The organism is Pedobacter steynii (assembly GCF_900103665.1).
In the GTDB taxonomy this organism is placed as follows: domain Bacteria; phylum Bacteroidota; class Bacteroidia; order Sphingobacteriales; family Sphingobacteriaceae; genus Pedobacter; species Pedobacter steynii.
The window spans coordinates 262,401-277,221 of record NZ_FNGY01000002.1 but is presented as its reverse complement, the minus strand read 5'-3'; the positions used below and the strand labels follow the sequence as shown (position 1 = coordinate 277,221).

The 14,821-nt window shown below is 41.8% G+C and carries 17 protein-coding genes; 2 read left to right on the top strand and 15 right to left on the bottom strand.

The window, feature by feature from the left end:
* Positions 1-78: 78 nt before the first annotated feature.
* The 7 genes from BLQ87_RS05535 to BLQ87_RS05510 form a co-directional block, all read right to left on the bottom strand.
* On the bottom strand, positions 79-681 hold the full coding sequence (locus BLQ87_RS05535) for an RNA polymerase sigma-70 factor (protein WP_074605154.1): 603 nt from the start codon (positions 679-681) through the stop codon (positions 79-81).
* 173 nt (positions 682-854) lie between these two features.
* Positions 855-1,208 (bottom strand): hypothetical protein, encoded by a 354-nt coding sequence (locus BLQ87_RS05530; protein ID WP_074605153.1) that lies wholly within the window; start codon positions 1,206-1,208, stop codon positions 855-857.
* Between the two features lie 133 nt (positions 1,209-1,341).
* Positions 1,342-2,208, bottom strand: coding sequence for an AadS family aminoglycoside 6-adenylyltransferase (locus BLQ87_RS05525; RefSeq protein WP_074605152.1), 867 nt, complete (start codon positions 2,206-2,208; stop codon positions 1,342-1,344).
* Positions 2,209-2,300: 92 nt separating this feature from the next.
* Entirely contained in the window at positions 2,301-3,074 is a 774-nt protein-coding gene (locus BLQ87_RS05520; protein WP_143010353.1) for a type 1 glutamine amidotransferase domain-containing protein, read from the bottom strand.
* Positions 3,075-3,183: 109 nt separating this feature from the next.
* Positions 3,184-3,750, bottom strand: a complete 567-nt coding sequence (locus BLQ87_RS05515) for a Crp/Fnr family transcriptional regulator (RefSeq protein WP_074605151.1) — start codon at positions 3,748-3,750, stop codon at positions 3,184-3,186.
* A 20-nt stretch (positions 3,751-3,770) separates the two neighbouring features.
* Positions 3,771-3,872, bottom strand: coding sequence for a penicillin-binding transpeptidase domain-containing protein (locus tag BLQ87_RS34020; protein WP_245723798.1), 102 nt, complete (start codon positions 3,870-3,872; stop codon positions 3,771-3,773).
* Between the two features lie 65 nt (positions 3,873-3,937).
* The gene (locus tag BLQ87_RS05510) at positions 3,938-4,669 is read right to left on the bottom strand and encodes a hypothetical protein (RefSeq protein ID WP_074605150.1); all 732 of its coding nucleotides are present in this window, start codon (positions 4,667-4,669) and stop codon (positions 3,938-3,940) included.
* Between the two features lie 99 nt (positions 4,670-4,768).
* Between BLQ87_RS05510 and BLQ87_RS05505 the strand changes: the two genes are divergently transcribed.
* Entirely contained in the window at positions 4,769-5,074 is a 306-nt protein-coding gene (locus BLQ87_RS05505) for a hypothetical protein (protein WP_074605149.1), read from the top strand.
* Between the two features lie 278 nt (positions 5,075-5,352).
* Here BLQ87_RS05505 and BLQ87_RS05500 read toward each other — a convergent pair whose 3' ends face one another.
* Positions 5,353-6,648: an esterase-like activity of phytase family protein gene (locus BLQ87_RS05500; protein WP_074605148.1), complete on the bottom strand. Its 1,296-nt coding sequence runs from the start codon at positions 6,646-6,648 to the stop codon at positions 5,353-5,355.
* A gap of 146 nt (positions 6,649-6,794) precedes the next feature.
* On the opposite strand from BLQ87_RS05500, the gene BLQ87_RS05495 reads away from it, so the two are divergent.
* Positions 6,795-7,223, top strand: coding sequence for an NUDIX hydrolase (locus tag BLQ87_RS05495; RefSeq protein WP_083361699.1), 429 nt, complete (start codon positions 6,795-6,797; stop codon positions 7,221-7,223).
* A gap of 405 nt (positions 7,224-7,628) precedes the next feature.
* Here BLQ87_RS05495 and BLQ87_RS05490 read toward each other — a convergent pair whose 3' ends face one another.
* The 7 genes from BLQ87_RS05490 to BLQ87_RS05460 all read right to left on the bottom strand — a co-directional run bounded on the left by BLQ87_RS05490 (position 7,629) and on the right by BLQ87_RS05460 (position 14,813).
* Entirely contained in the window at positions 7,629-8,063 is a 435-nt protein-coding gene (locus BLQ87_RS05490) for a hypothetical protein (RefSeq protein ID WP_143010351.1), read from the bottom strand.
* A gap of 3 nt (positions 8,064-8,066) precedes the next feature.
* A complete protein-coding gene (locus BLQ87_RS05485; protein WP_074605146.1) occupies positions 8,067-8,759 on the bottom strand; it encodes a DUF2461 domain-containing protein in 693 nt (230 codons plus the stop codon).
* Between the two features lie 25 nt (positions 8,760-8,784).
* Positions 8,785-9,447: an NAD-dependent epimerase/dehydratase family protein gene (locus BLQ87_RS05480; protein WP_074605145.1), complete on the bottom strand. Its 663-nt coding sequence runs from the start codon at positions 9,445-9,447 to the stop codon at positions 8,785-8,787.
* A 480-nt stretch (positions 9,448-9,927) separates the two neighbouring features.
* A complete protein-coding gene (locus tag BLQ87_RS05475) occupies positions 9,928-11,112 on the bottom strand; it encodes a TlpA disulfide reductase family protein (RefSeq protein ID WP_074605144.1) in 1,185 nt (394 codons plus the stop codon).
* 14 nt (positions 11,113-11,126) lie between these two features.
* Positions 11,127-12,197 (bottom strand): AhpC/TSA family protein, encoded by a 1,071-nt coding sequence (locus BLQ87_RS05470; RefSeq protein ID WP_074605143.1) that lies wholly within the window; start codon positions 12,195-12,197, stop codon positions 11,127-11,129.
* 7 nt (positions 12,198-12,204) lie between these two features.
* The gene (locus BLQ87_RS05465; protein WP_083361698.1) at positions 12,205-13,380 is read right to left on the bottom strand and encodes a TlpA disulfide reductase family protein; all 1,176 of its coding nucleotides are present in this window, start codon (positions 13,378-13,380) and stop codon (positions 12,205-12,207) included.
* Positions 13,381-13,406: 26 nt separating this feature from the next.
* A complete protein-coding gene (locus tag BLQ87_RS05460) occupies positions 13,407-14,813 on the bottom strand; it encodes a RagB/SusD family nutrient uptake outer membrane protein (protein WP_074605142.1) in 1,407 nt (468 codons plus the stop codon).
* Positions 14,814-14,821: the final 8 nt, after the last annotated feature.

The following is a 14,821-nucleotide window of genomic DNA, read 5'->3' as shown; positions in this document are numbered from 1 at the left end:
TTTGAGCTTTGTTCTCCCCTTTTCTTACATTGACACGCAGAAAAGACGACAGGAGTAACGGGAAATAAAAAAAATGTATTAATTCTTTTTATTCAGTATTTCCATCAGGATGATGAATACCGCAATATCGGTATGGGTGCTGATGTAATTGCGCAGGAAGCGCAATGCATGCTGCATATGCGTTTTTACAGTAAGCTTGGAAATATTGAGCCGTTCGGCAACTTCCTCATACTTTAAACCCTCCTGGTGACAAAGTTGATAGACCATTTTCTGCTGGGCAGGAAGCTTTTCGATTCCCTGGTTTAAAATTTTCTCGGAATCTTTGAAGATGATGTACTCTTCGGTCTCGTTATGATCTTCACGATAATTTGTTCCCCTTATCTTGTCGGCCTTAAACTCAAGCGCCATTCTTCGCAAAACATTAAGGGTGAAGTTTCTGGTAAGGGTACGGAGAAAGCCCTCGAAGTTTTCAATATCTGCGATACTTTCGCCAAGGTTCCAGAGCTTAACAAATACTTCCTGAACGATTTCTTCGGCAATCGCATCTGACTTTACAATTTTAAAAGCGTAAGCATAGACTTTAGCCTGATACCGATGAAAAACTGTGCTGAATGCCCGCACCTCACCGGCCGAGACACGTTTTAAAAGCGTCTTTTCATCAATAAAATCTTCAGTATGCATTGTTTTGTAACCGGGTTTAAAGTAGACGCCCGGAAGATTCCCCTAAAGTAAATTTAGGAATAACAATCTCATTGTTAACAATTATTTCACAAAAAGTTCAAACTTGGTGTTCAAAAACCAATTGAGGAACAGCGAATAATAAAATAACAGCAAGGCTAAAAAATGTTCAGCTTTCATTCCGTTAATGTAATTTCCCTTGTCAACAGGAATAATCTAACAGAGAAGAACAAGGTAATGAGATAAACTATGGTGAGGACCAATACCTGTATTTCCCTAACGACAAAGCATAAAAACGAACAAAACAGGAACATCATAAGGTTCATCAGCATAGCCATCACTTTCACACTCTTTTCTGTAGAACTAAGATTCAATACATTGAGAAATACACTTCCTAACATTCCCAGGGAAGCAGAAAAAAACCAGGCCTGTTGTTCTAAAGATCCTGGATTTTCGATAAAGGTATACATCATATGACCAATTGAAAATAAGAGTAATATGATGATCATTGTTTTATAGGCGTTTTTCATGTGTACCTGGGTTTAAATATCATTGATTGAATGCTTCAGATACAAAAGTAACAGGCTATAAAAAAAGAATGTTTGTACAAATGCGACATATTAACCCTGAGAGGGAGCAAAACCAGCATATTTTTTAATCTCTTTATTTCTCCGATCTTTTTACAAAATCCAGGTATTCCCTGATATTTTGTTCCAGTTCTGTCGGATAAGGATACCGCAATTTATGCGCCAATTCTGTTCCCAGCTCATGTACCAAATCAGCATAAGCAATCAATGCCCGCCAGTTGTCCTGAATGTCACTTCCCGAAAACGTGGCTTCTGTTTTTTGCCACATCTCTGCTGACAAATACCTGGGAAATAGCCTCCCGTGCTTATTGGTCGTCACATTCCAGTCGTGTTCAATGGCGATATACCATTCTATGATGGGAACCAGGTACTCCGTTCTCATATTGTTTTCAGACATGAACTTTGCATAAAACAGATCAGCTCTTGCCAGGCTTTTGATCACATAGGTCATGTCCCACCAAAAATCATTGAACTTTTGCTCAAATTCTGCAGCAGTCGGCTTTTTAATTAAACTAACCTGATGACCTGGCGCTTTAAGATGGGTTGTAAGCAAATCTTTATCGATCAGCACTTTATAACCGATGTCCCAATCTTCGGGAAGCTCATCTTTATTTACATCTTCCAAAAATTTAGGAATGCCATACAGCTTGAAATCAACTTTCACATGGTCCTCATATAAGACCATCCGCATCGCATGCTGGCCGTCAAAAGCATCTTCAGCTTCTGCAATTTTCGCAATCACCCGACCAAATTCAGAAAGCCACCGGTCATCGGCAAGGACCTTTTGTAAATCGGCAAACACCAATTCTATATCTAAATCACTAAACTGATCTACCGGAGCAAGGGGATTCACCAAAGAACTGGTTAACAATACCACCCTTACCTGATCATTACGGCTTGCCCAATCTGTTATTTGCTGAAGTTTCTGATCTCTGCTGTTCATATGCTTATGGTCGTTTTACGATTTCGCCTAAACAGAACCGGAGCCTGTGGGATCTCCCCAGGCTCCGGTTTTGATCTGCTATGAAAAGCAAGTTATAAATTTTCCAATGCTTTCTTTACTGCTTCACCTACTGCTTTCGCAGATTGTGGGTTTTGTCCGGTTACCAATCGCTGATCCGTTACCACATGTTCCTGCCATGCAGCCGATTTCTCATAAATCCCACCACGTGCTTTCAATTGATCTTCCAATAAAAATGGAACTACCTTTTCCAGTTTAACGGCGATCTCTTCTTCATTTGTAAACCCACTTACTTTTTTACCATCAATCAGGAATTTCCCATTGCTGAGCCTGATGTTGACCAATCCGGCCGGCCCATGACAAACGGCACTGACCACGCCATTATTTTCGTAAATTTTGGTCGCAAGAGCAGCGATTTCCTGATTGTCAGGAAGGTCCCAAACCGCACCATGTCCGCCGGCATAATAAATAGCGGTATAGTCTTCCGCTTTTACTTCCGAAGGTTTATGGCTATTGCTGATCTTTTGATGATACACCTCATCTTCCCAAAATTCTTTGTTCACGGCATCCGAAAGATCGAATCCGTCTACCGGTGGGTTACCACCTTTAGGACTTACAAAATCCATTTCATAACCGGCTTCTTTTAATACTTTCCAGGCATGGCTCACCTCTCCGAGGTAATAACCTGTAGCTGCTCCGGTACTTCCTTTTTTATCATGGCTGGTCACCACAAATAAGATTTTCTTTTTCATTTGATGAGACTTAAGGGTTTGCGCATTTGCTGTATTTACGATGGAGAAAATGGCGCAACATGCAAGAACCATCATTCCTTTTTTAATCATTTTCATAGTATTGAGCATTGTCCTCTTTATTACAATGGACAACGGCACAAAGTTTCAATTAAAATGGAAGTGCTAAAAGGAAGCTGGTCACAAAATTTATGTGATTACGATCACACTAAGGATGACTGAGGCGGCTCAATGTCTCTCTTGATACGCCGATGTAGGCAGCAAGCAAAGTTTTCGGCAAACGCTGCAAGAGCTTAGGATTCAATTCCAAAAACCGGTTATACCTTTCCTGTGGGTTTTTATTGAGCAGAAACAAAATGCGTTGCTGTAGCGCAACATATCCGGCATGAGATTTTTTACGGAAGAAGTTGGCCATCCCCTTCAGTTCATTACAAAGCAACTCCCTGTTTTCGGCAGAAATCACAAGCAATTCGCAATCTTCAATACAGTCAATATTGATCGTTGCCGCACAACGGTATACCAGAGACTGGTAGTCTGAAATCCACCAGTCTTCCATCGCAAACTGCAGAATGTGAATTTTGCCCTCCTCATTGGTATGGTAAGCTTTTAGCAGCCCTTTTGCAACCCAGTAATCATGGAGTACTTCTGAACCTTCCTGCACCAGAAATTGATGTTTTTTCAGTTTTTTGGTACTAAACTTAGACCAGACATAGTCGAACTCTACATCTGTTAAGGTGATCAATTTCTCTAAATGTTGACGGAATGCCTGGCTCATCTTCAAATCTATTCATTTTTTCAAAATAGAAGGTGCTTTATAATTTCATGTTCGTCTCCAATCGCTCCAGTTTCCAATGCAATCAGCAAATTGATAATTTTAAAGGTCGAAGCAGGTTGCACGCTGCTATTTTGGTATCAGCAGTACCATTATATAGCCATTTCCTGTTTTTATAATCGTAAATTGACTATGGAAATTTACTGATATTTCCTTCTACAAAATGGTAAAGCGCATTGATCAATATCGGTCTTTGCGTTTCAAACAAATTGCTTTGCGCTGTAAACTCCGGCGTCCAGCTTACAAAGCCTTCTTTCTCTAAAAAAGCTTTTTGCTGAGGAGCCTGATCGATGGCAATTGCCCTGGCTTCTTTTAAAATGTCTGATATTTCAGGTAACAAAAGTTGATTACAGATCAGATCTGCTACCACATCCAGGTGAAAATATAGCGCAGTTTCAAAATCTTCCCAACTGGAAAAACTGAGCCATTCCATCAGCATAACCAGGCAAAACACTTCCGGTTGAAGCGATTTCAAAGCATCAGGATGCAACCAGTATTCCCGGATCAATTGTTCCTTTTCTACTACCCCTGCGGCGATCTTCTCCAAGGCTTCTTCCTGATCTTTGTTTCTTCTGATGATCAGTTCTGTAAGGGTAAAACGGGCTTCGTCAATGCAGTTTAAGGTAGCAGCAATATCAAAGTTGTTCTTTAATAACTGTGCAGAAGCGGCCAATTCTGAAACACCAGTCTTATGGACAATCAGCCTTAAACACTCCTCTCTGAAATAGCCGGCTGCTGCTTCGACATTTCCACCGGCCTTTTCCAGGAGCGTTAGCCCATGGCGCAGTCCTACAGGGATCTGCTGTCTTAAATTTTCCAGTTTCTGTTTATCAATTTCGTCCACAGTTCCAATTAACGGCATTATAATACCATCTCTTACTAATAAAAAAAGCTTTTCGCTAAGATAATTATTATTGAGCTATATGAATAAGCGTTTCATTTTTTCATTATTTTCGGCATTATGGCATTGGATTTTCATCGGCTCGACAATAATGATTACTTATTTGGACTCGACACAGCTCAATACAACCTACTGGAAGAGCTATTTGAGACCTTCAGGCATTGGACAGGCCTGGTAATTACCCCTTATACAGACCATCGTCTGTCGGTCGATCATCAAAAAGTACTCATCAGAATAATTGATGAGTACGTGGATAAAACAGACCTTAACAGGGATAAACTCAAAACAATTGTTGTTTTGGAGTTCAGAGGGTTATTAACCTATTTATCAAATAACAATTGGGACATAGAACTGCTCGGAGATTAAAAACTTTCTAATAGTGGTTTTGCCGGATTTAAGCATTAATAATGCTTTCGGATTAAAACCCCAGGGGTAAATTTGGGACTAATTACCCTATTTAGCTCCACCCTAAGTCCGTAAATTTAAAGACTAAGGGACATGCCGAAACCCCTGAAAGCAGTAGGCAAAAATTAGAGTTTTATTCTTTTTGATCTATAAAAGAAACGCAATGAACAAACCTGCTGATCCGGGATCAGCAGGTTGTTTAATTGCGGTTTTTTTATAATTTATTTGATCTTTCAGCCTTACAACTTCACTTTCACAAAATACAACCTGTTTCTGTCTACAGATTTTGTAAAAGGTAAAATCTTCTGTGCAAAAGTCCCGTTGGGTCCTGGAATTACACCAAAATCATCATCGTTGGAAATGACCAGCGTATTGCCATTGATCAGCGCCAAACCTTCTGCTTTATCATGAGGATAAATGGCTGGCAAACCCTTTAGCAGATCCAATACAACAGTCTTACTTACCGGAATGATACCAGCAGCAGTCAAACCTGTCTGGTCTTTCAGTTCTTCCACGGTCTTACCGGTAAATAGCTTACCCGTAGCTCCATTGGCAGGGTCGGAGATATCAGTAGCTCCGGAAAGATCAATCTTAAAGACCTTTTTAAAAGTTGCCGGCGAGGTTGCTGCCCCACCATAACCACCATCTCTTTCGAGTGTCAGAAAGGTCGTTGCATTGACGGCCAGAATTTCACTTACCCCGGTTAAAGAAGGGTTGTCCATTAAATAAACGTATTGTTTTGTTGCTGCTGTGGCAATGTCAAAAGTAAGAATGCGCAACACGACAGAATTTGCTCCTCCTGCAGCGTTGGGGTTAGACATCGGCGATTGCATGATGCCAACCAGCGTTTTTCCATCCGGAGTAATGGCCAGTCCTTCCATTCCCCGATTTGCTTTACGTTTCGTAAAAACTGCAGGGATACTCCTGCCACCTGTTCCATTCCCAAAAGGATTGATCCTTTCGATGGTACGGCCATTCATATCCACATGCAAGATATGAGGACCATATTCATCGCTGATCCAGAAACTGCCGTCTGATGCCCTTACGAGTCCTTCAGAATCGATACCGTCGATACTTGGGCTGAGGGTTTTCCCTGTCAGATCGATGGCTGTTTCATTTGTGGAGCCCAATCCAACTGGATTTGGTAATCCGTTTAATGGTTGTCCGGCCGCATTTTTAAGTGTTATGGTTTGCTCCAGCACGAGCTTCCCGTCTTTTAAACGGAACTTACCAATCTGAGGTGTAAAATCAGCCTTGCCGAAGATTTTTATATCTGAAGTAGCTCCTTCAGCATTCGGGCCACGGTCTGTTAAAAGGTAAAATATATCAGCTGCATTGGGGTCTGTAGCCACTGCAGAACCAAATCCGCCATTGTATACCTTCACACCATTAGAGGCTTCGAATAACAATGCAGGATCAGAGGCCTCTGCCATATCAGGATAACTGATCTGAGGTTCCGTACGGTCATTGTGCTTTTTGCAGGAAGTAAAAAGTACCGCCAGGGCTACAGAAGAAAGTAGTAGTGTTTTTTTCATAGTAAGGTTTATCTTTTACAAAAAGAGCATCAGACTATGAACAAATTGTTAAGCCCGGGATAAGTTCCCAAATACTGATATATTTACAGCATCAGTTGAAATGGAATTGATAACGAACGCGACGCCCAATAAGAAAGAACAATAACATGAATACTGAAATCGTAAAACTGCATACCGCAGGACTGGTTGTCCTGAAAGATGGAAAACTACTGCTCGCCTTTAGCAAGAATAAAAAGGCCTGGTATCTGCCAGGAGGAAAAATAGACGCAGGTGAAACTGCCCTTCAAGCCATCATGAGGGAGATCAAAGAAGAACTTAACGTCGCCCTCAATAGCAAAAAGCTGATACTTTACAAGCACATTACTGCGGCTGCCTACGGTGAACATAGCCATATCCAAATGGAACAGGACTGTTTTATGTACAACCTGACAGAAAAAATAACACCCGCCAATGAGATCGGAGAAGTACGCTATTTTGACCTGGAAACCTATCTGCAGGAACCAGCTCAGGTTCCCGGTGTTTTAATGCTTTTCAAAAACCTTGAAAAAGACGGAATAATTCCTACTCATATTTAAGGGCATCTATCGTATTTGCAACGGCGGTTTTGTAAGATTTTATGCTGACCGTGATTAGCGTAATCGTCATGGAAATCAGAAATGCGAGCAGGAATGGCCAGATACTAAGGTCTATCCGGTAAACATCATAAGGGCACTAATATAACTTTTTTTTCCTCGCCGTATTTTAACACATTTTAACGCTTCTTTAACACTTATTAACGCAACCTAGTTGTATCTTAGCGTTTTCAAAGTTGGTTTACTTTGATAGTTGATAATAACCTAAAGGTAATTTGCTTGGTCGCTTTTACCGGAAAGTTATAGCAATCAGGAAGTCCCCCCGACTTGATTGTTTTATCTTTAAGCCAGGTAGACAGATGGATGTCTTTCTATCTGGCTTTCTTTCAAGCAATCTGATTAAGACAATTACATAGGAATAGTGTGAATCAGTACAATTCGATTGGCTACAAATTGAGTATTATTCGTTCCTGAAAGACCATATCCGGAAGGATTTTTCATTTCAAAAGTCCCCACAACATCTATAATTAAATAGTGATGCTTGTATCTCTTATTGATCTTTTTCAAATACTTTAAATCTTCCGGATGAAGTTGTTTCGGAATTTCCAAATGAACTCTGATGTTCTTGCATCTCCCACGCTGATCACGAATGCTCCAATTGCCTTCTGTTCCGCTAAGAATCCCGCTGACGTACACTTCTTCCTCCAGCTGAAGATTGGGAAGATCACACCAGTCGCTCGGCTCCAAAAACGGGAGTACCGGCATCGGGAAGGGAATACTTTGTATTTTACATCCTGAAAACAGGAGCAATACCAGGCATAAGTAAATGTAATGGTTTTTCATAGATTACCCGTTGCCGTCTGTACTCAATACCTCACTCATATAGTCGAAAAACGGACGCATTTCCAGAAAGGTCTGCCCTGCTTCCTTTAGAAAATCTTCACTAAGCACCTGCTCATCTGAAAATGGCCTGATGAGCAGAAACTGTTTGTATCTTAACAAATCAATCGCTTCGTGCTCCAGATCGAATCCTTTAGGTTTTGTTTTTAGCTGATCTCCTTTCAATGCCCCGAAGGTGGAGATAAATGAAGGGCTGTTGATGATCTTTCTCAAAGGAGTATCATCAAAAGAGATGTCATCTCTGATGAGTTTTAAATCTCCGGATGATGGTCCCCAAAAACCTCCTGCAACAAAGCTCCTGCCTTGTTCAAGATGGAAATAATATCCGCCTCTGCGGGATTTGCTGGCGCGGGTAAAGCTCCCACCCCAATAGGTTTGATAAGGTGTCTTGTCGTGAGAGAATCGGACATCCCTATATATACGGTATAATGCACGTTTTCCAGAGGCTGTTTCAATCACATCATGGGTCCGGAGTCCAGCCAGTAAAGCCTCTGCAAATCCTTCCATGAGGACTTTTTCCTGTTCAAATTCAGGTTTATGCTGCTGGAACCAATCTCTGTTGTTGTTATTTTTTAACTGATTTAGAAAGTCAAAGCCGGACTGATGTACACGTAACGGTTTTTCAGGATAATTTGCCATGGGGCGGATAGAATGTATTTTAAGTTTATGCTTTAGCAAGCAGTTTAATATCTGTTACTTCGAGAATTTGTTTTGGATAGCCTTTTAATACGCTGTTGATCATGGCCAACCCAACTTCATGCATACTGCTGACCCGATCTGGCATCAATAGTTTAAACAAAGGATAAAACCAGTTGATTACCTTATAAAGGCCTTTAACATTTTGCTGTCCTGCTGAAGGCTTCATAAGACCCGGGCGAAAATTATATACCTTTTTGAAAGCTAACCTCATTAATGCATTTTCAATTCTGCCTTTTACACGGGCCCACATGATACTCCCCTTTTCAGTACTGTCAGTACTGCTTCCCGATACATGACTAAAAACCATTTCCGGGTTAAGGCTTAACAGCTTCTTCGCAAAATGTAAGGTAGTATCGTAAGTAATATGACTATAATCAGACTCATTCATGCCATTTGAACTGATCCCTGCACAATATAAACAGGCATCATAACCGGTCAGCTGTTCCGAAAATTCATCCGGATTTAGAAAAGAAGCAATGATACATTCTTTCAACTTGGGATGCTTCAGGGCGTTGGATTTGCGGTTTACCATCAGTACTTCCTTTACTATAGGGTGTTCCAGGCATTCGAGCAATACGCCTTCGCCCACCATTCCGGTAGCACCTGTGATGATTACTTTGATTTCCATGATTCAATATACAAATATTAATATTACAGGTTGCACCATTAACCGCCGATAAGATATTGTAAAGTGAAAGCCGTATTAACCAACTGTAAAGTGAAACCCGTATTAGACCCAATGTAAAGCCAGATTGGGAATAAGGCCTTGAAATCTTTGGTTTGGGGCAGTGTAAATGACGGGTAAATAACTGCTTTTACCTAACCTAGGTCTGACCACGCTCTATACACGCTCTATACTCGGTGCACACCCGCTTGAAAGCGTATTAAAGGCGGGTGAGCAACGAGTAAAAACCTGGGCAAAAACGGGACTTCCTGCAAGATGCCGTATCAAATGATCTAGCTCGAACGGCCTGTATATATACCCGAAACACACCAGGGATCTCTAAAAGAAAGGGACCATATTCCTGATGTGTTTAGGGGACGTTTGAGCTAACCACCTTTATCTAAGGGCCACCGAAGGACGATCGAACAAAGACAGCCCTTGGTACTAGAGCAACGCTTTCAGCTTCTGATCGATATCTTTCTCCTCTCCTGAACGAACAAGAATCTTTCCTTCCTTATCCAGCAAAATATAAAAGGGTAAAAAGGGAGCTTCATACTGAGAGATGACCCGTGCCGTTCTGTTTTTCACAGGAAACTCATCAGTAACCTGTATCCATGGCATTTTTTCCTGATCCAAAGCCCTGAGCCAATCCGATCTTCGGCTATCATTGGTAATGCTGACGATCTCAAATCCCTTGTTTTGATATTGCTGATAGACCTTTTTCCAGTGAGGAATTCCTTCCCGGCAGGGCTTACACCAGCTGGCCCAGAAATCCAGCATCACATATTTGCCCTTCAAAGAAGAAAGCTTAAATGAACTGCTGTCTCTTTTTAGCAGCTGGAATTCCGGAGCATCTTTCCCCACCATTACCGCCTTGCGGGAATTGACACTTTTCAGGATCCCCTTATAATAAACAGATTCCTTTGCTGCTCCATTCATTTTGCCCAACAGGGCGTCTATTTCGGGGATCGGCAGATCAGAATTCATCTGGTAGTAATTGGATAAGATATAAGCCCCAGCTACCGATGAGGGTTGCTTACCGAGGTACTGATTGATCCATTTCAACTGCCAGGCATTACTCAGTTTACCCAGGGAATCAAACTTCAGTTTCATCTTCTCCTTGAGTTCCGGAACCTTCTCCGCATCATAAGCTTTATTCAGAACAGCAAATGCATCCTTAAATTTCAGCTGCTGAGGATCCTTTTCGAAAGTCTGATAAGCGTCTTCGTTACTGGAACCAGTGATGACCGGATCTTTTAAATTCGCTCCTTTATCACCGCCATATCCGGTATAATCGTAATGGATAGCCCCTGTAGTATCCGATGCAAATGTCATATCGCTGTTTTCTACAAAAATATTGGCCGCCCAGTTACCTGGCTTGACCACAATCGCCATCATAGCCGGGCTTTCGGTCTTTCCTTTTAATTCAAAGGCACCGTTTTTTATAACAACGCTGTCCAGCACTTTCCTCGTTCGCTCCTCTTCATCAAACTGCTGAAGGACCACCACGCCGCTATCGACACCTTTTATGGTTCCTTTAATGGTAAAACTATCTTTTACAGGTTGCTTACAACCTACTCCCAGCAGCAACATCAAGCCACCGGAAAGAATTATTGAGGTATATTTCATGTACAGTTTAAAGATTAATTGAACAATTCAGCCAGTTTTTTAGTCAGCGCTAAACCACGCAGGTCTTTGGCGATAATTTTTCCCTGCGGGTCAATCAGCAAAGTGCTTGGGATTCCCATGATGCCATAATAGGTGGAAACTTCATTTTTCCAACCCTTCAAGTCAGAAACCTGTGTCCAGGGCATGTTGTCGTCTTTAATTGCCTTTTTCCAGTTTTCCCCTTTATCGTCCAGAGACACCCCAACAACTGTGAAATTTTTGTCTTTATATTCATTGTAAAGCTTCAGGACATTGGGATTTTCAGCACGACAAGGTCCGCACCAGCTTGCCCAAAAGTCTACCAGCACATATTTACCTTTGAATGCTGAAAACTGTACCGGCTTACCATCAACATCATTCTGCCTGAAATCCAGCATCTGCTCTCCAATAGCACTTCTTTTTAAGACCTCCAGACGTTCTGAAATCCGTTTCCCTTCTCCGCTTTGCTGCGCCGAAGAGGACAATTTGGCAAAGGCCGATGCGACATCATCATAACTGCCCATCATTGCCTTTTCAGAGACCATACTGATGCTCAAAGGACTTCCAGGGTGTGCTGTAATGTAATTATTGTTCCGTTCCCTTCTCTGTTTCCTCAAATCATCTACCTTTTCCTCCAATGCAATCTGCTCATCCTTACTTACCTTTCCCCATTTCTGATACAATGGAGATTCCTGATCATCAAGGTCCTTTAAGGTTTTGTCGTAGGCCTCATATTCGTCCTGCGACTTTGATCCGGTGATCTTTATTTCGTCAGTGGTCTTTCCTCCGGTAATCTTAATGTTTCCACTTTCCACAAAAAACTGGTAGTATCTTCCGAAAAGCATGGTCCCCACTTTCTGTGGTTCGGCGATTTTCGCCACCCATTTAAACTGTCCGTTATTCACTTTAACCGTATCCGTTACGCTCTTTCCATCCTTAAAGTAATAGATAGAGATTTCTTTTTCTTTTAACCCTTCGAGCTTACCGGATACGTTTGCCGTTTGCGCGTAAACCGTAATGCCACAGCACAACAAGGCCGGCATGATTAATTTTAATTTCTTTATCATCGTTTGATTATTTTAATAGTTCCGCTAATTTTTTATCGAGGTCCTCATCAGAACCACCGTTGTTATCTCCGTACCTTCCGATAATTTTTCCGGATGGATCAATCAATATTTTAGTAGGTAAAGAATGGATGCCATACTTCTCAGAAATATCCTCCGGATTTGGTAAGTTTTTCATCCTCAGGTCCATATTCAGACCACGCAAAACGTGATGCCAAATTCCTATTTTATCCTGATCTACTGCCTTTTTCCAAACTTCATGATTGCGGTCATCATCAGAAACGCCGATAATCTCCAGGCCTTTATCATGGTAAGTATTGTACACATTAATCAGGTGTGGATTGCCTTTGCGACAAGGCACACACCAGCTCGCCCAGAAATCAATGATCACATATTTGCCTTTAAAATCTGAAAGTGACAAAGGTTGATCTTTGAGGTCCTTCGTCGTGAAATTTGTAGCCACACTTCCAGGCATTCCAGATTCGATTTTGCGGATCTCTTTGTACAGTTCCTGTACGGCTTTCTCCTTTTTCATCGCTGCACTAAAATTATTATACACCCTTTTGGTCGAATCAAGTCCCATTTGTGCGAGGTAAAACCGCATCATATCGGCAGTAACATAAGAGTTAGGATGTGCAATGAAAAAATCATAGGTGATCTTTTTAATCCTGTCGTTATAAGGGCCCAGCTGATCCCGGATTTCCGAGGCTTTTTCATGATCCTTTTCTTTTTGTAAAGCATCAATCACCGGCTGCATCTCTTTTCGGATTCCTGAAATATTTCCCTTGAGTTCATCCGACTCCAATTGGGTTTTCGAACCGGTAATCTTAAAGTTATTCGGCTCCATGGCAGCACCAGAAATGGTCAGGGTTCCGGGCTCCAGGTAAATCTCTGTCATCCTTTCCCAAAACTGTTGGCGGGGAATTACCTCCCCTTTCTTTTTAAACAGAATTCTAGCCCCCACGGGTTTACTGATGTTCCCGCTCAGCGTAAATTTCTGACCGATAACGAGCTTCGCTACCTGCACCTGCTTTCCCGCAGCATCTGCGTAATAAAGGAGGACAGAATCTGCGCCGCTCACATTTCCTTTAAGGTTGAACTGATTTTTTATTTGCCCCGACTGGGCAAAAGAAGCTTGTCCCTGACAAAACAGAAAGGGCAGCAATAAAAGGTGACTTATTTTCATATTTAGGGTTTTTAAGATTAGATCTATTAATTTTTGCTATAACCTGGGTTCTGATCGCCTATGGCCGGATTTTTATCAAACTCTTCTTTAGGAATGGGAAGAATAAAATGATTCTTATCTGTAATCGCTGGCTTTACCCCCAACACGAAAGCAATCGGCATTCTCAATAAAGCAGACCAATCCTGACCATCTTCAAAAGACAAGTTTTTGGCCGTTTCATTATAGATCTGGATCAACAATGCATCAGGAGTATTCGCGTTATTGAGGGCGGTAAAATCAACTACTCCCGCATGTTCAAGCACTGTTTTCAATAATGCCTTTGCCGCATTAAGATCCCCACCCGAACGGACGATCCCCTCGGCTTCAAGCAAGTAAACCTCAGTCAGCCTCAAGGCATAAGAAACCTCCACCTTTGGCCCTTTGTATTTAAGAATCCCATCAGGTGTTGTCCCTACCACTCCGATCATCCAGCTATTTCTCGGATCAGTTGCAAAAAGTGCTTTGAAGGATGGTGTAGCGAGATAGCCCGGACTCTCTCTATAAAAATAAGTGTCAGATTTACTAACCTGATTGACTTTGGGAAACAGACCAAGCATCACTTCTTTACTCTCCAGCCCTTTGGAACTAAAGAGATCATGAAGCTGAGGTTCCAGCAGATACGGGGAATTCCGGATAATATCGTCCGTTAAAGCAACCACCTGCGCATAGTCGCCGGCAGCACCCCTGATCATGAGCACCCTTGCTTTAAGTGCTTTGGCAACCCATTTATTGGTGTAATAGTTCACACTGACAGCTGGCCCATGCGCAATGGCATCATCCAGATCTGCCAGAATAAAATCATAGCTTTCTTTGACAGAGCTGCGTTTCTGAGAGATGTTGTTCGTGGTCACAAACTCTTTCCTCAGCATCACCCCATAACTGCTGTTAAGGTCATAAAACTGAGAAAAATACCGCAACAATGCATGATGTCCATAAGCCCTTAAGAGCCTTGCTTCTGCAATGATCTCTAGCTTTCTGCTTCCGGAAAATTGCTGATCCTGGAGCTTGGAAACCTGCTCAATCACCCCATTTGCGGCATTCAGCACACTGTAATAAGTCGACCATAATCCGGCTACACTATAATCAGTTGCGGTAATGAGGTTATTTTCATCTAATGAAGAACCTCCATATGGATAAGTAATGTAACCAGCCAGATAAGTCGGGGTAATCTCATGGTTCCCAGACCACATTATACTTGGTGTTCCACGATCATCTCCACCTTCAGCCAATCTAAGATAGACACCATTCAGCGCTACTTCGGCACTCTTTTGATCAATTATCGCATTCCCTTCCACTTTAGACTGGGTAGGCAATGCATTCAGTTCTTTTTTACAGGATACAGAAATACCCAGTGCAAAAAAGCACACGCTATATATCAGAATTAATTTCTTCATTGCTTTAA